Origin of the sequence: Sorangium sp. So ce124, from assembly GCF_051525235.1 — a bacterium.
Lineage (GTDB): Bacteria > Myxococcota_A > Polyangia > Polyangiales > Polyangiaceae > Sorangium > Sorangium atrum.
This window is the reverse complement of record NZ_CP150312.1, coordinates 4,631,809-4,657,945: the sequence shown is the minus strand read 5'-3', so window position 1 is coordinate 4,657,945 and position 26,137 is coordinate 4,631,809. Positions and strand designations below refer to the sequence as shown.

Sequence of the window (26,137 nt, the reverse complement as noted above, 5' to 3'; positions counted from 1 at the left end):
TCGATATTCAGCGTGGACGGGAGAGCCGGGTCCTGCATGGCGCACGAAGATGCGCCCCCTACGGCGGTCGCTCAGTGCGCGTCTGCGTGGTCGGGCTGGTGGCCGGAGCCGTCGCTCGGCTCCTCGAAGACAGAGACGGGCTCGAGCAGGGACAGCTGCTCGCGCTTGATGCCTACGCCCTTGTCGGAGAAGAAGAGGTCGTTCTCCTGAAGCCGCGAGCGCACACGGGCGATGAACAGGATAGGCATGCCCGCCTGCGTGTAACCGAGCTGCACGAGCGTGCCCTTCGGCCAGTTGCCGCCGTCGAACGCGAGCTCCTTGCGAAGCGTGTAGAACCCTTCGGCGGGGAGGCGCTGCAGGGAGTCCGCCCACGTCGTGCCCCGGAACGCGACCGCAGGACCGTGGAAGTGCCAGCGGTTGTGAACGTTGTGGTCGGGCGTCGTGACCGTCGGCAGACCGTTGTCCGAGTGGTTGTGGAAGGAAACGATGGTGCCAGCAGGCACCTTGTCCTCGTGTCCGGGGAGCGGCTTTGTCGTCAGGTAGAGGCCGCAATCGGGGAGCTGTGACTTCGAGCTTGCCATGGCATGAGCCCCTAGCCCCGCTCCCGACCGCCGTAAAGACACGCCGTCGACGCCGTGCTATGCCGCGCCAGGCCAAGGCGGGAGGCCGCTCGAAGAGCGAGCGGCGCACGCCCCGGGAGCGAGCCCTTCGTGAACAGACTGAGCCAAATCTTCGGCGCTGCCATCATCATCGCGATCGCCGTCGTCTTCATCGTCCAGTTCCGCCCGAGCACGGGCCCCGTGCAGTCGGCGGGGAGGACCTGTGCCGTCGAGGTCCGAGGCAGCTGCATCTCCTCGACCGACTTCAACGCGTCCAAGAACCTGCTCGCGATGCGGAGCGTCGACGAAAACCGCCTCCGGGCGATGGGTTACCGACGGCTCACGGCGGAGGGGCTCTACGAGCGGTGGCTCCTCAACGAGGACGCGAAGCGCCTCGGGATCACCGTCTCGGACGACGAGCTCACGAACGAGCTCGTGTCTGGCAGGGTGCATGTCTCGCTCCCGGCAGACAAGATCCGCCAGGTCGGTTACGCCCTCAGCCTCCGGGAAGACCTCACTCGCTACCTGGACGTTCGCAACCGGCAAACGAAGAAATTCGACAACAAGCAGTACGAGAAGCAAATCCGGAACATCACGAAGATGAGCCCCACCGACTTCCGCGATTACCAGCGGAAGGAGCTCATCGCCGCCCGGATGCGCGACCTCATCCGGGCGCGGGTCCGGGTCGGCGAGAATGAGGCGTTCGAGCAGTTCTCGCGCGAGAAATCCACCAGGACGCTCGCCTACGTGCGCTTCGACCGGCGCTTCTACAGCGATCTCATCGTGGACACGTCGGAGAAGGCGATCCAGGCCTGGGCCGACACCAACAAAGAAGAGCTCGACAAAGCCTGGGAGGGGCGGAAGGCGCAGTATCAGCCCGAGTGCCGCGTCGCCCGAGAGCTCGTTGTCGAGGTGAAGCCCGAGGAGGCCGAGCAGGGGCCGGAGGCGGGCAAGGCGGCCGCGAAGTCGCGGATCGAGGGCGCGGTCCAGCGCCTCAAGAAGGGCGAGAGCTTCGCCGACGTGGCCCGCACCGCGAGCGACGGGCCGAGCGCGGCGCGCGGCGGCGAGCTCGGATGCGTGGCCAAGGGCCGCCTGAGCAAGCCTGTCGAGGACAAGCTCTTCGAGATGAAGGCGGGCGACGTGTCGGACCTCATCGAGACCGAAGACGGCTTCCACGTGATCAAGCTCGAGCAGATCGCGAAGGACGCCGAGGCCGAGAAGATCGGCCGGCAGGAGGCGGCGCGCGACCTCTACATCGCCCACGAGTCGGAGCGGCTCGCGGCCGAGGCCGCGAAGCAGGTGCTCGCCGCCGCCGCGGGCGGCAAGTCGCTGGAGGACGCGCTCGCCGCCTACATGGCCCAGCTCACGCCGGCGAAACCGAAGGAGAAAACGAGCGAGAAGGCGGGCGCCGCGCCGCCGGGCGCGAAGGCGGGCGGCGAGCCCGCCGCGGCGAAGCAGGACGGGAACAAGGAGGCGGGCGCGAAGGAGGGTGGCCAGGCCGAGGCCGGGGATGCGCGGGCTCCCTATACGATCGCGAACCACCCGAACCGACCCACCGTCGAGACGAGCCTGCCGTTCAACGTCTCCGGCTCGCCCATCGCGGACGCGAAGGACAGCACCGAGGCCGCGCGCATCGCCTTCCAGCTCGACAAGCCGGGCGATCTGCCCAAGGACGTCGTGGCGCTGGCGAACGGTTATGCCGTGATCCAGCTCAAGGAGAAGACCTCCGCGAGCCAGGAGCAGTGGGACAAGGACCGCGAGTTCTACACGTCGGCCATGCGCGCCGCGAAGCAGAACGACGCGCTCATCGGGTACGTGCGCCGGCTGAAGTCGACGATCGGCAGCGAGGTGAAGTACGACCAGAACCTCCTGAAGGAGTCCAAGCCTGCCGAGGATGGCTCCGGCGAGCCGCCGCTGCCGCTCGAAGACGAGGGGGAATGACGTCGCTCCCGCTGCGTGACGCGCGCGACGTCGTCCTCTCGAACGGCCTCAAGGTCGTCCTCGTCCCGCAACCGCACGTCCACCGGGCGGTCGCCTCGCTGTACCTGCGCGTCGGCTCACGGTTCGAGAGCCAGCAGAACAACGGCATCTCGCACTTCCTGGAGCACATGGTGTTCCGGGGGACGTCGACGCTGCCGTCCGCGCATGCGCAGGCGCTCGCCTTCGAGCGCCTCGGAGGGACGCTCTACGCGGCGACCCACGTCGACCACGGCGTGATGAGCATCTCCGTGCCGCCGACGAACCTGGAGCCGGTGCTCGCCCTGCTCGGCGAGGTGACCACGTCGCCCCGCTTCACCGCGATCGAGGTCGAGCGAGGCATCGTGCGCGAGGAGATCCTCGAGGACCTCGACGACGAGGGGCGCGACATCGACGCGGACAACAACGCGCGCGCGCTCATGTACGAGCGGCACCCGCTCGGGTTCACCATCACGGGCGACATCGCGGCGCTCGATCGGTTCGACGAGCCGATGCTGCGCGCGCACCACGCCCGGCACTACACGACGGCGAACGCGGTGCTCTGCCTGGCGGGGCGGCTCGATCCCGAGGCGTGCGCGCGGGCGGCCGAGCGGCACTTCGGCGCCATGCCGCGCGGCGAGCAGGTGCCTGCCGCGCCGCCGCCCAACGGGCAGAAGAAGCCGAGGTTCCGCTTCATCGAGAACCAGTCGAGCCAGACCGATCTACGGATCGCGTTCCGGGGCGTGAGCGAGCGCGATCCGCGCGAGCCCGCCGTGGAGATGCTGCTCCGCGTCCTCGACGACGGCATGTCGACGCGGCTGTACGAGCGGATCTGCGATCGGCTGGGCCTCTGCTACGACGTGTCGGGGATGTTCGAGGCCTACGAGGACGACGGGGTCGTCGACATCGCCGCGGGCGTCCAGCACGACCGCGCGACCGTGGTGGTCCGGGAGATCTTCGCGTTGCTCCGCGAGCTCGCCGAGGTCGGCCCGCGCGAGGACGAGCTCGCCAAGGCGCGGGACCGCCACCTCTGGTCGGTGGAGGCGATGCTCGACGACGTCGAGGCGACCGCCGGCTTCCATGGGCTGGCCGCGCTCGCCGACATCACGCGCACCCCGGAGGCGCGGCACGAGGAGCTCGCGCGCGTCAGCGTCGCCGACGTGCGCGACGCCGCGCGCGCGCTGTTCAGGCCGGAGCGCCTGACCGTGGTGGCCGTGGGCCTGCTCCGCTCCTCGGAAGAGGCGAAGCTGGAGAAGGCCGTCCGCTCGTTCGGTTGACCCAGCGCGAGCCAAGAGCCGCGACGCACCACGACAGCGGCGATCGCCGAGGAAGCGGAGGGAGCCCCGGTAAGGGGGCGGCCGCTGAAGGGCGCCCCCGTGCGCATGGCTGGCCCCTGCTACTCGCTCCGGCGCGCGAACCGTGGTGCCCGGGCATACGTGTCAGCGGGGCTTTCGAGGGGAGCCGAGCGCGTTCGGGGCCTTGAATAATCTATTTGCATCTATGCGCATCAACACATATGTATGAGCCATGGTCTCGGTCGTAGAGACGCCGGCTCAACCGGAGGAGGCGGTCGCGCGGTGCGAGCTGTACCGGCTGCTGGCGGATCCGGTGCGGGTGCGGCTCCTCGGCCTGGCCGCGGCGGAAGAGCTCGCCGTCGGAGAGCTGGCCGAGCTGCTCCGCGAGGGTCAGCCGAAGATCTCCCGCCATGCGGCCGCGCTCCGCGAGGCGGGGATCTTGCTCGCCCGGCGCCAGGGGACGTGGACGCTGCTCCGCCTGGACCCGCGCGCGACGACCGATCCCGTGGTCGACGACGCCGTGCGCGCGGGCCAGCGCGCGTGCGCGGCGGACGGGACGCTCGCGTGCATCGAGGAGGTGCTGGCCGCGCGCGACGCCGAGACGCGCGAGTTCTTCGCGCGCGGCGGGCGGCCGTTGCGCCCGGGGCCGCCGTCCGAGCTCGCCGCCTACCTCGCGGCGCTCGCGCCGCTCTTGCCCCACAGGCGGCTGGCGGTCGACGCGGGCACCGGCGACGGGGCGCTTCTCGAGGTGCTATCGCCCGTCTTCGATCGCGTGGTCGCGCTCGATCGCGCGAGCGCCCAGCTGCAGCTCGCCGGGGAGCGCCTGCGGAGGCGCAGCCTCGAGAACGTCGAGCTGGTGTGCGGCGAGATCGACGGGCCCGAGGTGATCCAGGCCGTGGCGCGCGCGCTCGGCGGCGATCCTCCGGGGGCCGACGAGGCCCTCTCCGGGGGCGCCGACGTGGTCTTCGCGGCGCGCGTGCTGCACCACGCGCCTCAGCCGGCGAAGGCGATGCGCGCGCTCGTCGAGCTCGCGCGCCCGGCCGCGCCCGGCCGCGGCGACGGCGCGCACGCCCGCGGGGGCGCGGTGTGCGTGCTCGATTACGAGGTGCATCACGATCAGGCCCTTCGAGAGCAGGAGGCGGACATCTGGCTCGGCTTCTCGCCGGGCGACCTCCGGGGTCTCGCCGAGGAGGCCGGGCTCTCCGGCGTCGAGCTCCGGCGGCTGCCGTCCGCATGGCAGGGCGAAGGCCCGGATCGACACCTGGTTTGGCAGCTGCTCGTCGGCTGGCGCGGCGCGCGCACAAGCGCATTCACCGAAAAGGCAAAGGGACACCATGACTGCTGAGAAGAAGCTCTCGTACAAGGTCGCCGACATCACGCTCGCGGACTGGGGTCGCAAGGAGATCCGCATCGCCGAGAAGGAGATGCCCGGGCTGATGGCGCTCAGGGCGGAGTACGGCTCGACGCAGCCGCTCAAAGGCGCGCGCGTCGCCGGCTGCCTCCACATGACGATCCAGACGGCGGTGCTGATCGAGACGCTGGTGGCCCTCGGCGCCGAGGTCACGTGGACGAGCTGCAACATCTACTCGACGCAGGACCACGCGGCGGCGGCGATCGCGGCGGCCGGTATCCCGGTCTTCGCGTGGAAGGGCGAGACCCTCGAGGAGTACGACTGGTGCATCGAGCAGCAGCTCTACGCCTTCAAGGGCGGCAAGGGGCCCAACATGATCCTCGATGACGGCGGAGATCTCACGATCGTCGCCCACGAGAAGCACCCGGAGCTCTTCACCGGCGCCGATCCCATCCGCGGGCTCTCCGAGGAGACGACGACCGGCGTGCACCGGCTCTACGAGATGCACCGCGCGGGCAAGCTGAAGGTGCCCGCGATCAACGTCAACGACTCGGTGACCAAGAGCAAGTTCGACAACCTCTACGGTTGCCGCGAGTCGCTGGGCGACGGGATCAAGCGGGCCACAGACGTGATGTTCGCCGGCAAGGTCGCCGTCGTGTGCGGCTACGGCGACGTCGGCAAGGGGTGCGCGCAGTCGCTGCGCGGCCTGGGGGCGCGCGTGATCATCACCGAGATCGACCCGATCTGCGCGCTACAGGCGGCGATGGAGGGCTACGAGGTGAAGCGCCTCGAGACCGTCGCCCCGATTGCCGACATCTTCGTCACGGCGACGGGCTGCGAGGACGTCGTCCGGGCGGAGCACATGATCGCGATGAAGGACGAGGCGATCCTCTGCAACATCGGGCACTTCGACTCCGAGATCCAGATCGCGTGGCTCGAGAAGAACCCCGAGATCAAGGAGGAGAACATCAAGCCGCAGGTCGATCACTTCATCTTCCCGGACGGCAAGCGGCTGATCGTCCTCGCTCGCGGCCGGCTCGTGAACCTCGGGTGCGCCACCGGCCACCCGTCGTTCGTGATGTCGACCTCGTTCTCCAACCAGGTCCTCGCGCAGATCGCCCTGTGGACCGAGAAGCACACGATCGGCGTCCACCTGCTGCCGAAGAAGCTCGACGAGAAGGTCGCCGCGCTGCACCTGCCGAAGCTCGGGGTCGAGCTGACCCAGCTGACGGCGGAGCAGGCGAAATACCTGGGCGTCCCCGCCGAGGGCCCCTTCAAGGCCGAGAACTACCGCTACTGAGCGGCGGGCTTTCGGCGCCTCCGCCGCTGGGGTAGGCGGCCGATCGATGGATCCTCGCCACAGCAAGGACGAAGCCCAGCACTACCTCGACACCTACGCCTCGACCTGGGGCGAGGATCTCGCCCTCCGCGTCTACACCTCCCGCCTCCTCGGCGCCGATCCGTCGCTCGTCCTGCACGGGGGCGGGAACACGAGCGTCAAGAGCACGGCCGTCGACCTGCTCGGCGATCGCGTCGACGTGCTCTTCATCAAGGGCAGCGGGTGGGATCTCGCGACCATCGAGCCGCGCGGCTTCCCGGCGTGCCGCCTCGCGCCGCTCCAGCGCGCGTGCGCGCTCGAGGCGATGACCGACGAGCAGATGGTCGCGCTCCTGCGCGGCCAGATGCTGGATCCGGCGAGCCCGACGCCGTCGGTCGAGGCGCTGCTGCACGCGATCATCCCGGCGAAGTTCGTCGATCACACGCACGCGGACGCGGTGCTCGCGGTCATCGATCAGCCCGGCTCGGCCGAGGTCGTCCAGGCGATCTACGGGGACGGCGCGCTCTTCGTGCCGTACGTGATGCCAGGCTTCGCGCTCGCCCGCCGCGTCGCGGAGCTCGTCCGGGAGCGCCTCGCGCGAGGGGCGCTCCCGTCGCTGATGATCCTCGACAAGCACGGCGTCTTCACGTGGGGAGACACCGCCGAGGAGAGCTACGCGCGCATGATCGACGCCGTGACGCGCGCCGAGCACTACATCGCCGAGCGCAGCGTGGTCGTCTCGCACCCCACGGTCGCGGCGGATCCGGACCTCCGGGCCGCCATCGGGCCGGTCGTCCGCGGAGCGCTCGCACGCGCGTCGGGGCGCCCCTGGGTCTGCACGCTCCGCACCGGCCTGGAGCTGCTCGCGTTCTGCGCGCGCGACGATCTGGCCAGGGTCTCGCAGATCGGCTGCGCCACGCCGGATCACGTCATCCGCACCAAGGCGCGGCCGCTCGTCATCGACGCCCACGCCATCACCGACGCGGCGCGGTTCCGCGCGACCGTCGAGCAGGCCATCGCGAGGTACGTGGCCGAGTACCACGAGTACTTCCGCCGCTCCTGCGCGGCGCGGGGCGTCGTCCGCGATGAGCTCGATCCGTTCCCGCGGGTGCTGCTGTTCCCCGGCGCGGGCGCGCTGTGCGTGGGCGGCTCCCGCGCCGAGGCGGAGATCGTCGCGGACGTCTACGCTCATACCGTCTCCGTGATCGAGGCCGCCGAGGCGCTCGGCGGGTACCAGCCGGTCCCGGAGCTCGACCTGTTCGACATGGAGTACTGGAGCCTCGAGCAGGCGAAGCTGAAGCTCGGGGCGGGCCAGCGGGGCCCGCTCGATCGGCGGATCGCGCTGATCACGGGCGCCGCCTCGGGGATCGGCCACGCGACCGCGGCGGCGTTCCTCGCCGCGGGGGCGCACGTGGTGCTGGCCGATCGCGACGAGGAGTCGCTCGAGAAGGCCGCCGCCGAGCTCGGGGGCCGCTACCGCGGCCGCTGCATGAAGGTCGCCTGCGACGTGCGCAGCGAGGCCAGCGTGCACCGCGCCTTTGCGCAGAGCGCCGCGCACTTCGGCGGCGTCGATGTCGTCGTCTCGAACGCCGGCCGCGCGTTCTCGGGCTCCCTCCACACGTCCGAGGGGCACGAGGCGCTGTGCGCCTCGCTCGAGCTGAACCTGCTCGGCCACCAGAACGTCGCCCGCGCGGCGGCGCGGGTGCTGCTCGCGCAGGGATCAGGCGGCGCGATCCTGTTCAACGCCTCGAAGAGCGCGTTCAACCAGGGGCCCGACTTCGGCCCCTACGGCGTCGCCAAGGCGGCGCTCGTCTCGCTCATGCGCCAGTACGCCGTGGACCTCGGACCTCAGGGCATCCGGGCCAACGCCGTGAACGCCGACCGGATCCGCACCGCGCTCTTCGGCGCCGGCTTGCTGGAGGCGCGCGCCCGCGCCCGCAACGTCTCGGTCGACGACTACTTCCGCGACAACCTGCTCCGGCGCGAGACCACCGCGGCCGACGTGGCGCAGGCGTTCCTCTACCTCGCGACGGCCGAGGCCACGACGGGCTGCGTGGTGACCGTCGACGGCGGGAACGCCGCCGCGTTCCCCCGCTGAGCCGGTCGGCTCAGAGCCCCTGCGCGCTCGCGCCGCCGCCGCCGCCGCCGCCCTCGCCGAGCGCGGGCCCGTCGAGGGGCTTATGGGCGTCGAGCCGGATCTTCTTCCAGTCCCCCGAGCGGAACTTCCACACCATGGTCGCGGCGAGGAGGACCACGTAGGCGACGCCGGCGCCCCAGATGCCCATCAGGCCGAAGCCGAGCGTGATGCCGAGCAGCCACGCCAGCGGGACGAGGCAGGTGAAGTGCAGGATGAGCTCCACGACCATCACGAACAGCGTGTTGCCCGCGCCGAAGAGCGCCTGCGTCAGGATCATGCCGACCGCGACGAGCGGCGTGCAGATGCCCATGACCTGCAGCGGCCGGAGCGCCGCGGCCTGGACGAGCTCGCTGCTGCTGGCGAACGCGAGGATCTGCCGCGCGAAGATCGCCTCGAGCAGGCCGACGACCCCGAAGATCGCGAGCCCCAGCCGGACGCTGGTCCAGCCGAAGCGCGCGGCCTTGTCGCCGTCCTTCTCGCCGAGCGACTGCGCGACCAGCGTCGCCGTCGACGTGCCGAAGGCGAGGCAGGCGGTGAACGTGAGCTTCAGGATCCCGACGATCACCGTGGTGGCGGCGCCGTACACCGGCTCCGCGCGGCCGCCGGGACAGAGCGGCGAGACCACGCCCGCCGGCGCGACCTGGTCGAGCTTGCTGGCGATCGCGTAGAAGAGGGCGAAGCCCGTCATGATCGCGACGGTGGCGACGGCGCTCGGGATCGACAGCCTGAGGATGGACCAGACGAGCGGGGCCGAGAGCTTGCTCGTGGCGAACGGGCGGTAGCGGCGCCGGTACTCCGGCAGGAGCGCGTACGCGAGCATGATCGCGAGGCCGACGTAGGTCGAGATGAAGCCGGCCATGCCCGCGCCGGCGATGCCGTACTTCGGGATGCCGAGCGAGGCGTTGCCGAAGATGAGCAGGAGGCAGAGCACGATGTTCAGCCCGTTCATCGCGAGGGCCGAGACCAGGTGGATGTGCGTCTTGCCGATCCCGTCGAAGAACGCCTTCAGCGCGAACGTCGCCGCCATCGACGTCACGCCGAGCAGGCGCCAGCCGAGGTAGTCGAGCGCCGCCTGCCGCGCGTCCGGCACCTTGATGATGACGGACAGGATGTACGGCATCGTCAGGTACCCGATCGCGGAGAACACGACGCCGGCGACGAGCGCGAAGAACAGGGCGTTCGCGAGGACGGCGCCAGCGTCCCCGGGGCGATTCTCGGCGAAGCGGCGCGCCGTGAACGCCTGCGTGCCGACCGAGATCGCGCTGAGCGAGCCGCCGAACAGCCACAGGACGATCAGCGACGGCAAGAGCGCCGCGTGCGCGTTCGAGGACTCGGGGCACGGCAGGTGCGCGAAGAAGACGATGTCGACCTCGTTGACGATGCTCTGGGTGAGCATCGCCGCCACGGTCGGCAGCGCGAGCCGCAGGATGGCGCGATGGGGTGGCCCCGACGTAACGGCGTTCGAACCCGGCGCGGACAGGGCGATCTGAGCCATCGCAGGCTGCGCGGTATACAACGCCGCAGCCCACGCGCGAGCGAAATGCGCCGCGCGACGCGGGGCTACTCCGCTTTCGCGACCCGGGACCGCCGCTTGTGACGGCGCCGCTTCGCTTCGCCGCGATCCTCGTGCGCGTCTTTCGCCGCCGTGTCAGCCTCGCCACGCGCGGGTGTCGGCGCGGCCGACTCGCGCGCCGCGGACGAGGACGATCGCTCGCGCGCCTTCTGCTCGCGCTTCGCGACCTCGCGGGAGGCGCGATCCGCCGCGCCGCGCGCCGCAGGTTTGGCGGCCTTGGGCGCCGGTGCGCGCGCGGCCGTCGCCGAGGCGCGCCGGGCGGACTCGTCCCTCGCCGATGGCTTCGCCGCGTCGCGCTTCGCGATGGCGGCCTGCGCATGCGGCACCGCCGCGGGCAGCGCGGCTCCCTCGCGGGGCGCGGCGGGCTCAGCTCCGGTGGCGGACACAGCCGCGAGGGCGGAAGGCGTGGCGCTCCCCTGCCCTGCCGCGCCAGGTCCTGGCGCGCTGGCAGCTGCGAGAGCTGCCGCGGCGGACGCCGGTGCGTAGGAGGCTGCCGCGAGCGACGGCGCCTCCGCGGCTGCCGCCGGCGCCTCCGCGGCTGCCGCCGGCGCCTCCGCAGCGACTACCGGCGCCTCCGCGGCTACCGCCGGCGCGCCGGGCGCAGCGGGCTGCGCCTCGTCGCCCGACGCCGCGGTCGCCTCGCCCGCGGCGCCGACGAGCGCAGCGACCGCGGGGACCCTGGCCACCAGCTCGCGCCCCTTGCCGACCACCAGCACGCCCGCGAGCGTCATCGCGGCGGCCACCGCGGCGAACCCCAGCGCGCGGCGGCGGGTGCGCGCGCGCGCGGGCTGCCCCAGCGCATCCAGGATGGCCTTTCGCATCTCGGCGGCGCTCTGGAAGCGGACGCTCGGATGACGGGCCAGCGCGCGCATCACCAGATCGTCGACGAAGGTCGGGATCTGCCGGGTCGGCGCGCGCTCGCGGAGGCGCTCGGGGCTGCCCTTGATCTTCGCGTCGATCAGCGCGACGAGGCTCTGCTCGACGAACGGCAGGCGCCCCGTGAGCATCTCGTAGAGGACGCAGCCGAGCGCGTAGAGATCGGCGCGCCCGTCGATGCGCCCCGACGCGGCCTGCTCGGGGGCCATGTACTCGGGCGTCCCGACGATCGCGACCGCTGCCCGGGCCGGCCCTTCGCCGGCGCCCGTCTCGTCCGCGACGCCGTCGGCCTCGCCGCGATCCTCGGAGAGGCGCTTCGCGAGCCCGAAATCGAGCAGCTTGAGGCCGGCGTCCGCGAGGGAGAGCGCCCCCTCGGCGCCGCGCGGGCGCGTCATGAACAGGTTCTCGGGCTTGATGTCCCTGTGAACGAGCCCCTCGGCGTGCGCGAGCTCGAGCGCGCTCAGCACCTTGGCGGCCATCGCGAGCGCGTCCCTCCAGTCGATCGCGTCGCCGCGGACGAGCAGGGCGTCGAGCGTCTCGCCCTCCAGGAGGTCCATGGCGCAGAACAGCCGGCCATCCGCGGCCATGCCGAAATCGTGGACCTTCACGAGGTGCTCGTGGGAGAGGCGCGAGAGCACGCGCGCCTCGCGGCGGAAGCGGCTCGCGACCACGTCGGTCGCCGAGTGCTCCGCGGAGACGACCTTGAGCGCCACGCGGCGCACCAGATCGACGTGCTCCGCCTCGTGGACGGTGCTGCTCGCGCCCGTCCCGATCTCGCGCAGCAGCCGGTAGCGCGTCCCGGGCAGCGTGCCGTCGTCCACGCGCTCGGCGGAGGCCATGGCCTCCGCGCGCGGGCTCACCGGCGTCACGGCCGTGGCGCGGTGGGCCTTGGCAGCGGCGACGAGGGCCGCGAACTCGCTGCGCGAGCGCCCCGGCTCGCCAGGGAACAGGCGCTGCATCAAGTGCGCGGCCCGCGCGCGCACGCCGCGTTCGCCGCCGGGCAGGGCGACCGCCGCCCCGAGGAGCGCGGCGAGGTCGCGCGCGGCGGCGCGGCTCGACGGGTAGCGGGCGTCGCGGTCGAAGGCCGTGAGCCGCCCGATGGCGGCGTCGAGCGCCGAGGGAGCCCCGAGCGACAGCGCGATCGGCGGCGGATCGTTCTGGTTGCGCGCGACCGCGGCCATGTGCGCCTGCGCGTCGCCCTGCAGGAACCGGCGCCCCGCGCACAGCTCCCAGAGCATGATCCCGAGCGCATAGAGATCGACCCGCGCGTCGCCCGGATCTCCGTTGGCGACCTCCGGCGCGACGTAGCCCGGCTTCGCGAAGACGACGCCCGCGACCGTGTGGCAGCGCCGGTTCTGCCCGCGGGCGGTGCCGAAGTCGATGATCTTCACGTCGCCGGCGAAGCCGAGCATCACGTTCTGCGGCGAGAGATCGCGGTGGACGATGGCGAGCGCGGCGCCCGACGCGTCCCTGCGCTCGTGCACGTGGGCGAGCGCCTCCGCGATCATCGTCGCGATCGCGACCGCCTCCGCCCAGTCGAAGCGGTGCCCGAGCTGCACCGCGCGGGCGCGGACCTCGCCGAGGCTCCGGCCCTCGACGTGCTCGACCACGGCGTACGGCTCCCCTGTCGCCGGGTCGACGTCCGCCTCGATGACCTGCGCGACGCCGGAGTGCTGGAGCTGCGCCTGCACCCGCGCTTCGTCGAGGAAGCGGGCGATGTAGCTCGGATCGGACGCGTGCTCGCGGCGGATGATCTTCACGACGACGGGGCGCTCGGCCCCTTCCAGCCCGGTCGTGGAGGCGAGGAACACCTCCCCCATGCCTCCGCGGGCGATGCGCCGCAGGAGCACGTAACGGCCGAGCGGCCGGGGAACATCGTCCGCAGCGAAGCCGCTCTTGTTGGGCTCGTGCGAGGGCGGAGGAACCGGGCGAGGCACGGTCGCGGAGGAGTTCGCCATGAAGCGAACCTACCGGATGTAGGACAAGGTGGGCCAAGTTCGCGCGGATCGCTGCACAACCCTGAAACCGGCCGTGCTCCTGCTGGCGCGGGCTGCTCGAACCACCGTTTCGACACAGGGGCTCTCCAACTTATCCACAGGGTTATCCACACCCTGTCGACAAGTGGCGTCCTCCGGGCGGTACCCTGGAGAAGCGTCGGGATCCGTCCAGGAAGGCCCGGAGTGCCGCGTTCCCTCGGGGATCCGGGCCATTGCTCTCCCTGCACGCCTCGGCTAATCCTTGCGAGGGATGTCGCGACACGCTGTCCAGCGCCTGATGACCGTGCTGACGTTCGCGTTGGCGCTGGTCCTGCCGCTGAAAGCGCGCGCTGCGATCATCCCGGTGTGCGAGGACGACCGGATGACGATCGTCGCCCCGCCGGACGAGCCGTCGTGCACCGTCTTGACCAGCGTCGACGATGCGACGGGCGAGACGAGGGACGCGCCCATCTGTGATCCCCGCGGAGCCTCCGCCGTCGCTCCGCCCCGCACCCTCCCGATCACCGACGCGCGGATCGACGCGGCGCCAGGCTGCGCCGGGAGCGATGGCGGGCCGATGGTCGGGCCGAACTCGCGGCATCCAGGTCCTGTGAGCGAGCTCGCCAGCGCTCCGCACCAGGCGCTGCTCCTTCCTGAGCTCGTCCTCCCTCCCCTGTACGCGCTCGTCTCGCTTTTCTCGTTCGCGGCGGTCTCGGGAGGACCACGTCCCGGCGTCGCGCAGGGCGTCTACCACCCGCCTCGATGAGGCGAGCTCGCCGGCAGCCCGCACGCGATCGCGCCGCTCGGTCTCTCGGAGACCGCGGCTCCTGGCGCGAGGGCGGTGCTGCCGCGAGATCCGGAGCGCTTGCCGGTCTGACCCGAGCCTCCTAGGCGCCGGTCCGGTCCCACGTCGCGCAGGCTTGCCCTCTCGAGGGCGACGTGCCAGCGGCGCTCGAGGCCGGGCGCAGACGCCGGCGTGAGGGGTCGAGAGCGGCTCTGGCGCTCCGCCGGGGGCTGCGCTGCGGGCACGCGGCGGCGGCTCCCTCGGCCCGGGGTGGCGCGCCTCCCCGGGAGCTCACGATTGGCGATCTTGTCGCGGGCGCTGCACCCGGTGCCGCACCCGCGTTGAAGGAGGGGCCCGCCTGGCGGAACCCCACCCACGTTGAGAGAGGAAACATCATGAACAAGGGAACAGCCATCGTCGGCTTTCTTCTCTGCTTCATCGCAGGGATGGGGCTGATGTGGAGCATCGATCGGAGCGCCGGCTCGCGCGGCCATGAGATCTCGGCGGCCGTCGACGACGGTCAGCCGTGGACCGACGAGGACGCGGCGGTCCCGGTGTCGTCGAAGGACCCCATGTGGGGCTCGCGGGCGGCGCCGGTGACGATGGTCGTCTTCAGCGACTTCGAGTGTCCGTTCTGCAGCAAGGTCGAGACGACGATCAGCCAGCTCAAGGACAAGTACGGCCCCGAGAAGCTGCGCATCATCTGGAAGAACAACCCGCTCCCCTTCCACAAGAACGCGCGCCCGGCGGCGCTCGCGGCCGAGACCGTGTTCCGCCTCGGCGGCTCGAAGGCGTTCTGGAAGTTCCACGAGCTCGCCTTCCAGAACCAGAAGAGCCTCTCGCCCGAGAGCTTCGAGAAGTGGGCCGGCGACGCCGGCGTCGACAGGGCGAAGTTCAAGGCGGCGTTCGATCGGCAGGAGTACATGGCCAAGATCGACGCCGACATGGCGGTCGGCAAGACCTCGGGCGTCACCGGCACGCCCGCGTCGATCATCAACGGCGTGTTCCTGAGCGGCGCTCAGCCGATCGACAAGTTCACCTCCGTCATCGACGAGCAGCTCAAGGCCGCGCAGGCGGCGGTCGCCTCCGGGACGAAGCCCGACAAGGTGTACGCCAAGCTCGCCGCGGAGAACAAGGCGAAGGCGCCGCCCCAGAAGGACCGCGAGCGCCCGCAGGAGGACGACAAGACCGTCTGGAAGGTGCCCGTCGGCGAGGCGCCGGCGAAGGGTCCGGCGACCGCGCTGGTCACCATCGTCGAGTGGTCCGACTTCCAGTGCCCCTTCTGCAGCAAGGTCGTCCCGACGATCGACGAGATCACCAAGACCTACGGGGACAAGGTCCGGTTCGTCTGGAAGAACAACCCGCTCCCGTTCCACCAGCGCGCGGAGCCCGCGGCTGAGCTCGCCATGGAGGCCCGCGCGCAGAAGGGCGACAAGGGCTTCTGGGACGCGTACGACCTGCTCTGGAAGAACCAGCAGAAGCTCAACGACGAGGATCTGCTCGGCTACGCCAAGGAGCTCGGGCTCGACGTCGAGAAGGTGAAGGCCGCGATCGCCACCAAGAAGCACGGCGCGTCCATCGCCGCCGATCAGGAGCTCGCGGACGACCTGCAGGCGTCCGGGACCCCGCACTTCTTCATCAACGGCCGCCGGCTCGTCGGCGCGCAGCCGATCGACAAGTTCAAGGCGATCATCGACGAGGAGATGAAGAAGTCCGAGGCGCTGCTCGCCAAGGGCGTCGCCGCGAAGGACCTCTACGCCGAGATCATCAAGGACGGCAAGGAGCCGCCGCCGCCCGAGCGCAAGGAGGTCTCCGCGCCGGCGCCGAACAGCCCGTGGAAGGGCGGCGAGAAGGCCAAGGTCGTGATGCAGGTCTTCTCGGACTTCGAGTGCCCGTTCTGCAAGCGCGTCGAGGACACGGTCTCCCAGATCTCGAAGACCTACGGCGACAAGCTGAAGATCGTGTGGCGCCACCGGCCGCTGCCGATGCACAAGAACGCGCCGCTCGCGGCCGAGGCCGCGCAGGAGGCCTACGCGCAGAAGGGCAACGCCGGGTTCTGGGCCTACCACGAGGAGCTCTTCAAGAACCAGGGGCAGCCGGACGGCCTCGCGCGCGCCTCGCTCGAGAAGTACGCCGAGGAGCAGGGCCTCGACCTGACGAAGTTCAAGAAGGCGCTCGACGCGAACACCCACAAGGCGTTCGTGGACTCCGAGAGCGCCGTCGCGGACAAGGCGGGCATCAGCGGGACGCCGGCGTTCGTCGTGAACGGCTACTTCATCAGCGGCGCCCAGCCGTTCTCGAAGTTCAAGAAGCTCATCGACAAGGCCATGAAGGAGGCCGGCGAGACCGCGCCCGCCGGGCTGCCCGTCAAGAAGCCGGCGCCCGCCGCGCAGCCGGCCGCCGCCCCCGCCACCCCGAAGTGAACCGCCGCCGCGCGGTTCGCTCTCTTCGTTCCCCTTCCCTTCCCTGAAGCCCACCCGACGGGCGGCTCCCGCTGAGCGGTCGAGCCGCCCGCCTCCCTTCAGCCTCAGCCGGTGGTGCGGAACCGCGAGCGCCCCTCGGAGATCCACCACGCGCGGTAGCGCTCCTGGGCGGCCTCCCGCTCCTGCCGCGGCAGGTCCTCGTAGTAGCCGAAGTACTCCTTGGTGATGCCCTTCAGCTCGTCGATCGCCGCGCGGCGGATGGCAGGCTTCTCGTGCGTGAGCGCGTCGATGATCCACTCGATGCGATGGCGCTCGCCGTTCCTCGACCACCATGACAGCCACCTGCGCGCGTCTCGGCCGAGATCGTCGCGCGTGATGACGATCAGCGCCCGCGCCGCCGCCTCGACGATCGCCTCGTGAGGATCGGTGAGCGCGCTGATGAGCGCCGGCACGCTGGCTCCGGAGCGGATCTCGGTCATCGTCTCGATGGCCGCGAGCCGTCGCGCGGACGATTCCTCGCGATCGCGCGCGATGTGATCGAGCCCCTGCAGGATCGGGCCGCCCGCGGGCGGCGCCGCGATCAGCGAGGCGGCCGACTGGATCGCGATCCGCCGCACGGCGATGCTGTCGTCGAAGAGCCGTGGGAGCAGCGCGTTGGCGGCCTCCGGGTACGGCAGCTCGCCGAGCACGTGCGTGGCCCACAGGCGCACCTCGGGATCGGGCGAGGCGCTCCGCACGGTCATGAAGGGGAGCGCCGGCCGCCGGATCGCGACGATGAGCTCGAGCAGCGGCCCGCACTGGGAGGCGGGGGGCGCGGAGGCGACGATGGCGGCGCCCTCCGGTCCGGCCAGCTGCTCACGGAAGCGCTGACGGTCGACCCGGAGCGGACCGGGAAACCGCGCGGCGACGATCGAGATCGCCGTGTCGCCGTTCCGCACGAGCTCGGCGAACGCCCTCGCGGCGGACTCGCCGCCCGCGAGGACGTGTTGAAGGAGCGAGGTGTACTCCGCGCGCAGGTCGCCGGCCGGCGACTGCGAGACCGCGGCGCGGCGCTCGGACGGGGGCCTCGCGTACGCCGTGGCGTTCTCGACGGCGACAGGCGTGCGGCGGCGCCACGAGGGCCGCCCCGCTGCCGGCGCCGGTCCGAGCTCCCTGTGCTCCTCTGCGCCCGGCGTGATCGAGCTGTCGAGCATCCACGGAGGCCGTGAGTACCGCTTCGTCCGCGCCTCTTCCGGCTCGCCGAGATCTAGGTCCTCCGACGCCGAGGGGACCGGCGCCGCGGGGATCTCGAGGTCGGGGATCTCGTCGATGATCGCCGGCGCGGACGACGTTGCGGCGCGCGACGCAGGTAGCGGCGTGACCGCCGGCATCATCGGCGCTGTGACCGCCGGCATCATCGGCGGCGTGATCGCCGGCATCATCGGCGCCGTGACGGCCGTGCCCGACACGACGTCCGCGTCCACCTCGAGGCCCGACCGGAACTGCGGCTCGGAGCCGAGGCGTTGTGCGTGCAGCGTCGGGGCCGGCGGGATGGTCGAGCTGAAGGCCATCGCGTGCGCGACACCCTCTTCCGGCGGCACGGACTCGGCCTCCACGCCGGTGCCGCGAAGGCCGAAGGCACGCGCGACGGCATCGATCCCCGAGGCGCCGTCCTCCGTGGTCCAGCCGCCCTGCGGCCGCACGGCTCGCGGCGCGACGTCCGAGGGGTCGGCGGGCGGGGGTTCTCCCGCGTCGACATCTGCATCCGCCGCGGGCGGCTGCGCTCCTGCGGCGGCGACGTGCGAGCCGTGCGCGTCCGAGCGGACCATGCTGCTCAGCTCCATGAGCGCGGCGCGGGTGCGCAGGGAGAGCGGTCCCTCCGTGGCCTGCTCGCTCGTCGGCGCAGCAGCGTCCTCTGGAGGCGCAGCAGCGCCCTCCGAAGGTCCGGCGGCGGCGGCGTCTTCCGGAGGCGCAGGTGCGGGATGCAGCGGCGCTGGCGCCTTCTGCGGCGGCGTGGCGGCATCGTGGGGCGCCGGGCCGTCGCTTTGCTGGGCACCACCGCTGCGGTTCAGCTTCTTCCGCAGGATGAGCCGCTCCAGCACCGTCGCCGCGATGCCGGCGAGCGCGATGAGGTCTCCGATGCTCGAGAGCTCGACCGAGGTGGCGCCGTCGTCACCGTAGACGAGCGCGACGACGCGGCCGCGCACGACGATCGGGACGACCGCCACAGCGGCCGCATGGACCTTCCTGCCGAGCTCGCGCTGGAGCTCGGCGTCAGGAGCGCTGCCGGCAATCGCGGTGACGAGCGGCGCGCGGAGCGCGCGCGCCCTGGCGAGGGCGCTCGGACGTTCGAAGGGCACGGTGATCTTCGTGACGCGCTCACGCTCGGCGCCTGGACCTGAAGCGTTGCGGCCCTCGGCGCGCTCGCCGTGCACCGTGAACAGGACCGTGTACTCGAAGTACTGTTGGCCGAAGTCGAAGAGGACCGCGAGCACCTCTTCGCTCGAGCCGACGGCGGCGAGCGCCTGCTCGGCCATGGCCAGCGTGAAGGGGCCCTTACGCCTCTGCGCAGCGGGCGCAGACCGTCCCGCCTCGCGCATGGAGACCTTCGCCGCTGGCGTGATCGAGGAGAGCTCGCGTCGCTCGGCCGGAGGCGCCTCGGGTACCGGCGCCTCGGGTGCTGACGCCGCGGGGACAGGCGCCTCGGGTGTCGAACCTGCGGGTAGCGGCGACGGTGCCGACGCCGTCGGCGCGGATCCGTCCGGCCGCTGCTGCAGCGCCGAGGCGGCTTGCGGCAGCGGCTCTCGCTGAGGCCGGTGTGCCGCAGAGGCCCGCTTCAGCCAGCCCGTCAGGAGCTGGGTACCTGGCGCCGGCGAACGCGCGCCGGAGAGCGCCGACGCCGGCGAGGCCGCTGCTTTCGGAGCCGACTCCGGGATTTCGACGGGCGGCCCCGGGGCTTCCACGGGCGGCGACGTGTGCACGGCGTCCGATGGCGCCAGCGGCGAGAGCTGCTCGGAGCGCGGCGTCGGCACTGCCGGCTCGATCGCCGGCTCTTCCTGCAGCGCGGCCGCCTGGCCGGCAGGCGCGGCCGCCTCACCACGAGCTGGCGCGGCGCGCTTCGAAGCGACCGCCTCGACCCGAGGCATGTGCGCCTCGGGATAGCGGAGCGCGGCCAGATCGAGCGGATACGCAGCGACGACCGTCGGCTCGTCATCCATCTCGTGGAGCGGCGGCTTCCTCGGCGTGGGCACCGCCTCGTTGAGCGCGACGTCCGCGACGACCGTGTCCTCGTCGTAGATCGAGGTCAGCGATTCGACCGTCGGAGCATCCTCGATGCTGTGCCGCCGCTGCTGGGTCTCGGCGGCATCCTCGGGCTCCTCGACGCTGGCCGGCGAAGCCGCGTCGACTCCTGGAGGGGACGTGGGGCGAGCACCTGCCGGTGAATCCGCATCGGCGCCAGGGGGCGAGGCCGCAGCGACCTCGACCGGGCGAGCCGCGACGACCTCGGCAGGAGGCGTCATGTCGATCCGCGCGGACGAGGTGGCCTCGACCGCTGCGCGTGGAGCCGCGTGGGTGCCCGCGGGTGAGGCGGGCGCCGACGCCGCCGGCGGGACCGCTGCAGTGACCGCTGGCCCAGGCCCGTTCGACTGGTTCGACTCGTCGGGGCTCGGCTCGGCGCGCGCGTCGAGCTGCTTCACGAGCCGCGACAGCCGCCGCTCCAGGGCCACGCCGTAGTGCTCAGCGAGCGCCTGGCGGATGCGCACCAGCGGCGCGGCGAGCTGCCGCAGGCTGACCCCCAGCGCGAAGCTCAGCTCCTCCGCCACGGGCAACGCGAGGGGCTCTGCCGTGGCGATGACGAGCGTCGCTTCGCGCTGCGCGGCTCCCGCCGCTCCCACGTCGAGGCCTCCGCGTACGTCGAGGGGGAACACGCGGTGCTGGACCGCGAGATCGACCGGGATCGTCCGGAGCACGTCGGGCGACGCGGGCCGCAATCGGCCCACGGCGGGCGGGAGCCCGAGGCTCTCTGCGAGCAGCGCCGTGAGCTCCCGCTCACGCACCGCCCCCAGCTCCAGCACATTCGTGGCGAGGTCGCCGCCGTGGAGCACTTGGCGGGCGATCGCCTCTTCGACCACCCGCATCGAGGTAACCCCATGCTGCACGAGGAGAGAGCTCAGCGTCGGCATCGAGGCGCATTCATCGGTGGGCGGTGGAAGTTGGAGCACGCTCGCGACGTGCGACCCCGTTCATCCTAGACGAAGTCTTCATCGGACACGATCCGCGCGTTGCGAGCCCAGGGCAGGACCTCATCCGCCATCGCCGCTCGCGCTCGCCGCGCCGCCGCGGCCCCTCGTTTCGGGCGAGCCGGGGGGAGAGCCCCGTCGAACGCCGCCGAGAGAGCACGAGAATCGCAGACCCGTCGGGGAGAGCCCCGAGGCCGGCTCCGTCGAGCCGCCGTCCGCGCGCTCGGACGACGGCTCCACGGTCAGCCCGCCCCCGTGCGCGCCGAGGATGCCACGCGCGATCGCGAGCCCGAGGCCCAGCCGCTCTCGACGGCGCGGCGCGACGGGGTCGGCGGGGATCGCCGCCCGCTCGCCGAACGGATCGAGCAGCCGGGCGAGCGGCTCCGGGGCGACGGGGCCGGCCTCGTCGATGACGGTCACCACGGCCTCACCGCCAGAGATCGAGACACGTATCTGCACGGGGCGATCGCGCGAGCGCAGGATGGCGAAGCCGAGCACGTACTCGATCGCCACCCGGAGAAGCTCGGGATCCCCCTCCACGGGGGCGCCCCCGTCGGGCTCGGCATCGAACGAGATGCGCACGCCACGCGCGGTCGCCGCTTCCTCGAGGTGCCCCGCCGCGCGGCGGGCGAGCTCGCCTGCATCGCACGAGGCGATCGCCATGGGACGGCTCGCGTCCGCGCGGAGCCAGATGGAGTTGTCGAACTCGTCGAGGAGCCGCTTCAGCCGCTCGCCCGCGCCGCGCACGCGCTCCAGCATGTCCCGCGGCGCCGCCCCGAGGTCCTTCTGGTAACGCAGGAGATAGTGGACCCCCGCCAGCATGGTCGCCAGCTCACCCCGAAGATCGTGGCCCACACGCGCGAAGAACTCGTCATCCATCCACATAAACGCCTGCTCCGAATATGCAGCAGCGCGGACCTCGAGCATCAGACGAGCAAGCCAACTGTCGTCGGGGCTGCCCCGAAACAGCGGTCGCCGGACGCTGGGGTGAGCCGCGCAGAGGCCCCCCATCTGCGCTGGACAGTTGATGGTTGCGGATAAGCGACCTGGGCACAAGGTGTACCTGGGGTTCAGGTTCCGCCTCCACCAGCGCGGGGGGGCCTTTCCAGAAACGCCGGCGGGAGGCCGTTGCTCTCCTTCCATGGTCCCATGGTCATGCTTCCGCGCATCGCGCATCGAAGCCCGAGCACCTGGGGAGCGCTGTCAGCCGAGCCGCGAGCGGGGGAGCATGTCCGAGGCAGAGCGCAGTGAGTTCACCGAGCATCACGACGAGCAGGGAGATGAGGATACCCTGGTGATCGAGCGGCGGCGCCGGGTCCTCATCGTCGATGATGATCCCGATTTCCTCGTCATGGCGGAGGCGGCGCTCGCTGCGCACGGCTTCCTGGTGGAGCGGGCAACCGGCGGGTTGCGTGGCGTGTTCCTCGCGACGCAGGACGTGCCGGATGTGATCCTGTGTGACCTGAGGATGCCCGGCATCGACGGCTTCGTCGTCGCCGAGGCGCTGCGCGCCGATCCGGCGACCCAGCACGTCGCCATCTTCGCGTGCACCGGCCGGCGCGATCTCGAGGCCCGCGCCGCCCTCAACGCCTCGGCGTTCGACGGCGTCCTCGTGAAGCCGGTCGACTGGGACAGCGCCGCTCGTTTGCTCCACGAGATCGTCGGCGTCCGCCGACCCTACGGACCTACCTAGGCCACGTCAGGAGCAACCTGAGACCCCTTCAGGGCAAATGCAGGATAACCCCTGCGCGGGAGGGGAAATGCCCGGCATTGTGCCCGCCATCAGGTATACAAACATGACGTGACCCGAGCGGATCGCCCCCCTACATGACCTTCGTGAGAGGCCGGCCGAGCGATGCCGGAGCCCCTTACGATCGGGCGGCGCGGTGCGCCGAGGAATGGAAAGGTTCACTGGGATGGAAGTGAAGTCTGATGACAACGCGGTCTCGCCGCTCGTCCTGGTCGTGGACGACTTCCAGGACAACCGGGAGATGTTCGCGGAGTACTTGTCTTTCTCCGGGTTCCGCGTGGCCGAGGCGGCGACGGGGCGCGAGGCGCTCGACCGCGCCTTCGAGCTGATCCCGGACCTCATCCTGATGGACCTCTCGCTCCCCGAGATCGACGGCTGGGAGGCGACGCGCCACCTCAAGAGCGATCCTCGCACCATGCGGATCCCCATCGTCGCCCTCACAGGTCACACGCTCGCGGGGCATTCGCGCGAGGCGAAGGACGCGGGGTGCGACGCCTTCCTGACGAAGCCGTGTCTGCCGGACACGCTCGTGCTCGAGATTCGCCGCCTCCTGTCGCGCGGCGGCGCGTCATCGCAGCCGGAAAGCACGCCCTGACGCGCCGCGAATCCCCGCTCCACGGAACCAGCGAAACCCACACAACGCGCACGAGCTCGCGAGATCCGCGAGGCGCGTGCCCCCCGCGACGCTGCGGCGAGACCGCGAATAGCGCACCTGCGCTCCCGCGCTGCCAGGACTTGACTGCGGCACCACCTGACTATTCTCGGTGCGGTCTTTCTGGCTAACTGAGCGCTTGAGAGGCACGAGGGGACAAGAATGGCGGGGGTGACGAGAAAAAAAGCCGGGAAGAACGCGGCGGACGGCGCGGATGCAGCGCACGGCCGCACGCTCCGCGGGCGCACAACGGCGGCGCCCCTGCGCGCTCCGAAGAGAGGCTCGACGTCCGCTGCAGCGAGCGGGCCTCGATCCGCGGGACCGGCGACCCTGCGCGCCAGGGCGCCCAGGCGATCGAAGGCGGACGCGGAGCGGCTCGCCCCACGGGGCGACGCGGCCAAGCGCGAACGGATCATCGAGGAGCAGCGCCAGCTCCTCGAGCGTCGCGCGGAGGCGGCGGAGCGCCTCCTGCGCGAGACCGTATCCACCATCTCTCACGACCTCAGGAACTCGCTGAGCGTGATCGTCGTGAGCGCCCGCATGCTGATGCGATCCGTCGCTCAAGAGGGCCCGGGTAGGCGGCAGCTCGAGGCGATCACCCGCGCGGCGGACGAGATCAACCAGCTCGCGCAGGACCTTGTCGACGCGATGAGCATCGAGAGCGGCTCGCTGAAGGTCGGCAAGGGCGCGCACGAGGTCGAGCCGATCCTCGACAAGGCGATCGAGCTCCTGGCGCCCACGGTCGCGCTGAAGCCGCTCGAGATCGCCAAGGAGCTTCCGCACGATCTGCCGCCCATCGCGTGCGATCGCGAGCGCATCGTCCAGGTCATCGCCACCCTGCTCGGCAACGCCATGCGCTTCACGCCGAAGGGCGGCCGCATCACGGTGCGCGCCGAGCCGTCGGGCACCGACGCGCGATTCTCAATCTCCGATACAGGACCTGGCATCTCCCCGGATCAGCAACCGCTGCTCTTCACCCGCCACGCGCCCCCTCGAAGGCCCATGGGACAGGGGATGGGGCTCGCGGCGTTCGTCACGAAGGGCATCGTGGAGGCCCACGGCGGTACGATCTGGGTCGAGAGCTCGCCCGGCCAGGGGAGCACGTTCTTCTTCACCATCCCCGCCGCCGGGCTCTCGGTGCGCGCAGGCACCTGAAGGACACGAGGGTCGCCGGGGCGCGCCCCGAACACAGCGCGCGATCAGGCGGGTTCCCCCCTGACACGGAGCGCGCGCGGCGTCAGGCCGGTCCGAGCGCCGAGAGCCAGCGGCGGAGGATCGCGCGACCCTCCGACAGCTTTTGAAGCGACGACCACTCGTTGCGCTGGTGCGCCTGGGCGTTCTCGCCAGGGCCGAAGTTGACCGCGGGCACTCCGAGCTCCGCGAAGCGGGCCACGTCGGTCCACGCCTGCTTCGGCTCGACCGCGGCGACGCCCGCCTCGCGCAGCGCGACGACGAGCGGGTGCGACGCGTGCGGCGGCGCCGAAGGGCTGAGATCGCGCCAGGCGATCTCGGCGCGGCCGTCCACGAGCGCCTCGATGGTCCGCTGCGCCTCCTGGATCGACGTCCCAGGCGGGAAGCGGTGGTTCAGGTTCATCGTGAACTCGTCCGGCACGACGTTCCGCCCGCGCCCGCCCTGCGCCATCGTCGCCGTGGTGACGGCGCGGTAGACGAACCCGTCGATCTCGACCTCGCGCGGCGCGAGCGCCGCGAGCTCGACCAGGAGCGGGCCTGCCTTGTAGATGGCGTTCTCCCCTTGCCACGGCCGCGCGCTGTGCGCCGTCCGCCCGCGGAACGTCAGCCCAGCGTGGAGCGACCCGCTCGCGCCGAGGCTCAGCCGGTTGTCGCTCGGCTCGAGGCACACAGCGAGATCGAGCGCGCGGAGGTCCGGCTCGCGCTCGATGACCAGCGCGAGCTCGTTCTCCAGGTACGGCCCCTCCTCCCGCGCGTAGAACACGAGCGTCAGATCGACGCCCGCGATCGCCTCCCGCTCTCCCTCCGCGAGGTCGAGCATCAGCGCGAGCCCCGACTTCATGTCGCTCGCGCCGGGGCCGTAGAGGCGATCCCCCTCGATCCGTGGCGGCCCGTCGTGCGAGGTGCGCACCACGTCGAGGTGCCCGGCCAGCGCGATCTTCGGGCCGCCCGTGCCCTGCGTCACCTGCACGACGAGCGAGTCGCCGTGGCGGCGCACCGGCGCGGCGAGCCGAGCCCGACCGAGCCGCTCCGCCACCGCGCAGCACAGCTCCTGCTCTTCGCCCGTGGGCGACGGGACGGAGCACAGCCAGAGCAGCGTGTCCGCGAGATCGGCCGCGGCCGCCGCGTCCGCGTCGGCGCGCGCGCTCACACCGGCACCGCGAAATCTCGCAGCGCCGCGTTCAGCGACACCTTGCGGTCCGTCGCCTCGCTCCGCTTGCCGATGATGAGCGCGCAGGGGATCGAGAACTCCCCTGCGGGGAAGCGCTTCGGCCGCGTTCCCGGGATCACCACGCTTCGCGCAGGCACCCGGCCGCGGTGCTCGACGACCTCCGGCCCCGTGACGTCGAGGATCGCCGTCGACGCGGTGAGCACCACGCCGGCGCCGAGCACCGCCTCTTCCTCGACCACGACGCCCTCCACCACGATCACGCGGGAGCCCACGAAGACGCCGTCCTCGATGATCACGGGCCGCGCCCCCGGCGGCTCGAGCACCCCGCCGATGCCGACGCCCCCGGCGAGGTGCACCCCTCGCCCGATCTGCGCGCAGCTGCCGACCGTCGCCCAGGTGTCGACCATCGACCCAGAGCCGACCCACGCGCCGATGTTCACGTAGCCGGGCATGACGATCGCGCCCTGCTCGAGGAACGCGCCGTAGCGCACCGTCCCCGGCGGGACGACGCGCACGCCCGCCTTGTCGAGGCCGCGCTTGAGCGGGATCTTGTCGTGGAACTCGAAGGGGCCGGCCTCCATCACGCTCATGCCGCGGACCGAGAAGTAGAGAAGGATCGCCTCCTTGATCCACGCGTGCGTCACCCACCTGTGCGGCGCGCCCTCGCCGGTGGACGCCGCGCCTTCGCCGCCCGCCTGCGCGGTCTTGTCGGGCTCGGCGACGCGGAGCTGGCCTTGATCGAGGCACTCGATCGTGCGGAGGACCGCGGCCTCGTGCACGGGCGAGCGCAGGAGCTCGCGGTCGCGGAACGCCGCCTCAACAAGGGACTTCATGGATTCTTCGGTGGCCATGGCGCCGCCTTTAG

Annotated in this window: 17 protein-coding genes; 10 read left to right on the top strand and 7 right to left on the bottom strand. The window is 71.6% G+C overall.

Features of this window, described 5'->3' with window-relative positions:
• Positions 1 to 71: 71 nt before the first annotated feature.
• The gene (locus WMF19_RS17510; protein ID WP_437329729.1) at positions 72 to 581 is read right to left on the bottom strand and encodes a hypothetical protein; all 510 of its coding nucleotides are present in this window, start codon (positions 579 to 581) and stop codon (positions 72 to 74) included.
• Between the two features lie 129 nt (positions 582 to 710).
• On the opposite strand from WMF19_RS17510, the gene WMF19_RS17505 reads away from it, so the two are divergent.
• From WMF19_RS17505 to WMF19_RS17485, 5 genes are all read left to right on the top strand, one after another.
• Entirely contained in the window at positions 711 to 2,540 is a 1,830-nt protein-coding gene (locus WMF19_RS17505) for a peptidylprolyl isomerase (RefSeq protein WP_437900147.1), read from the top strand.
• On the top strand, positions 2,537 to 3,832 hold the full coding sequence (locus tag WMF19_RS17500; RefSeq protein ID WP_437900146.1) for a M16 family metallopeptidase: 1,296 nt from the start codon (positions 2,537 to 2,539) through the stop codon (positions 3,830 to 3,832). The genes WMF19_RS17505 and WMF19_RS17500 overlap by 4 nt, the downstream gene beginning before the upstream one ends.
• A 250-nt stretch (positions 3,833 to 4,082) precedes the next feature.
• Complete coding sequence (locus WMF19_RS17495; protein ID WP_437900145.1) at positions 4,083 to 5,195, top strand: ArsR/SmtB family transcription factor; 1,113 nt, start codon at positions 4,083 to 4,085, stop codon at positions 5,193 to 5,195.
• Positions 5,185 to 6,501, top strand: coding sequence for an adenosylhomocysteinase (ahcY, locus tag WMF19_RS17490; RefSeq protein ID WP_437900144.1), 1,317 nt, complete (start codon positions 5,185 to 5,187; stop codon positions 6,499 to 6,501). Before WMF19_RS17495 ends, ahcY begins: the two co-directional genes overlap by 11 nt.
• A gap of 46 nt (positions 6,502 to 6,547) precedes the next feature.
• On the top strand, positions 6,548 to 8,617 hold the full coding sequence (locus tag WMF19_RS17485) for a bifunctional aldolase/short-chain dehydrogenase (RefSeq protein ID WP_437900143.1): 2,070 nt from the start codon (positions 6,548 to 6,550) through the stop codon (positions 8,615 to 8,617).
• Positions 8,618 to 8,627: 10 nt separating this feature from the next.
• On the opposite strand, the gene WMF19_RS17480 is transcribed toward WMF19_RS17485, so the two are convergent.
• Both WMF19_RS17480 and WMF19_RS17475 read right to left on the bottom strand, forming a co-directional pair.
• Entirely contained in the window at positions 8,628 to 10,151 is a 1,524-nt protein-coding gene (locus WMF19_RS17480; RefSeq protein ID WP_437900142.1) for an MATE family efflux transporter, read from the bottom strand.
• Positions 10,152 to 10,216: 65 nt separating this feature from the next.
• Positions 10,217 to 13,063, bottom strand: coding sequence for a serine/threonine-protein kinase (locus WMF19_RS17475; RefSeq protein WP_437900141.1), 2,847 nt, complete (start codon positions 13,061 to 13,063; stop codon positions 10,217 to 10,219).
• A 289-nt stretch (positions 13,064 to 13,352) separates the two neighbouring features.
• Between WMF19_RS17475 and WMF19_RS17470 the strand changes: the two genes are divergently transcribed.
• A complete protein-coding gene (locus tag WMF19_RS17470; RefSeq protein ID WP_437900140.1) occupies positions 13,353 to 13,847 on the top strand; it encodes a hypothetical protein in 495 nt (164 codons plus the stop codon).
• Positions 13,848 to 14,260: 413 nt separating this feature from the next.
• Complete coding sequence (locus WMF19_RS17465) at positions 14,261 to 16,288, top strand: DsbA family protein (protein ID WP_437900139.1); 2,028 nt, start codon at positions 14,261 to 14,263, stop codon at positions 16,286 to 16,288.
• 104 nt (positions 16,289 to 16,392) lie between these two features.
• On the opposite strand, the gene WMF19_RS17460 is transcribed toward WMF19_RS17465, so the two are convergent.
• Positions 16,393 to 20,451 carry a hypothetical protein gene (locus tag WMF19_RS17460; RefSeq protein ID WP_437900138.1) on the bottom strand — a complete coding sequence of 1,353 codons (4,059 nt, stop codon included), beginning with the start codon at positions 20,449 to 20,451 and terminating at the stop codon, positions 16,393 to 16,395.
• A gap of 120 nt (positions 20,452 to 20,571) precedes the next feature.
• On the bottom strand, positions 20,572 to 21,393 hold the full coding sequence (locus WMF19_RS17455; protein ID WP_437900137.1) for a sensor histidine kinase: 822 nt from the start codon (positions 21,391 to 21,393) through the stop codon (positions 20,572 to 20,574).
• A gap of 343 nt (positions 21,394 to 21,736) precedes the next feature.
• Here WMF19_RS17455 and WMF19_RS17450 point away from each other — a divergent pair, with 343 nt between their 5' ends.
• The 3 genes from WMF19_RS17450 to WMF19_RS17440 all read left to right on the top strand — a co-directional run bounded on the left by WMF19_RS17450 (position 21,737) and on the right by WMF19_RS17440 (position 24,065).
• Positions 21,737 to 22,201 carry a response regulator gene (locus WMF19_RS17450; RefSeq protein WP_272098175.1) on the top strand — a complete coding sequence of 155 codons (465 nt, stop codon included), beginning with the start codon at positions 21,737 to 21,739 and terminating at the stop codon, positions 22,199 to 22,201.
• Between the two features lie 223 nt (positions 22,202 to 22,424).
• A complete protein-coding gene (locus tag WMF19_RS17445) occupies positions 22,425 to 22,853 on the top strand; it encodes a response regulator (protein ID WP_437329717.1) in 429 nt (142 codons plus the stop codon).
• A 219-nt stretch (positions 22,854 to 23,072) separates the two neighbouring features.
• Entirely contained in the window at positions 23,073 to 24,065 is a 993-nt protein-coding gene (locus tag WMF19_RS17440; RefSeq protein ID WP_437329716.1) for a sensor histidine kinase, read from the top strand.
• Between the two features lie 82 nt (positions 24,066 to 24,147).
• Here the strand turns inward: WMF19_RS17440 and dapE are convergent, their stop codons facing one another.
• Positions 24,148 to 25,251, bottom strand: a complete 1,104-nt coding sequence (gene dapE / locus WMF19_RS17435; protein WP_437329715.1) for a succinyl-diaminopimelate desuccinylase — start codon at positions 25,249 to 25,251, stop codon at positions 24,148 to 24,150.
• Positions 25,248 to 26,123, bottom strand: a complete 876-nt coding sequence (locus WMF19_RS17430; protein WP_437900136.1) for a 2,3,4,5-tetrahydropyridine-2,6-dicarboxylate N-succinyltransferase — start codon at positions 26,121 to 26,123, stop codon at positions 25,248 to 25,250. The genes dapE and WMF19_RS17430 overlap by 4 nt, the downstream gene beginning before the upstream one ends.
• Positions 26,124 to 26,137: the final 14 nt, after the last annotated feature.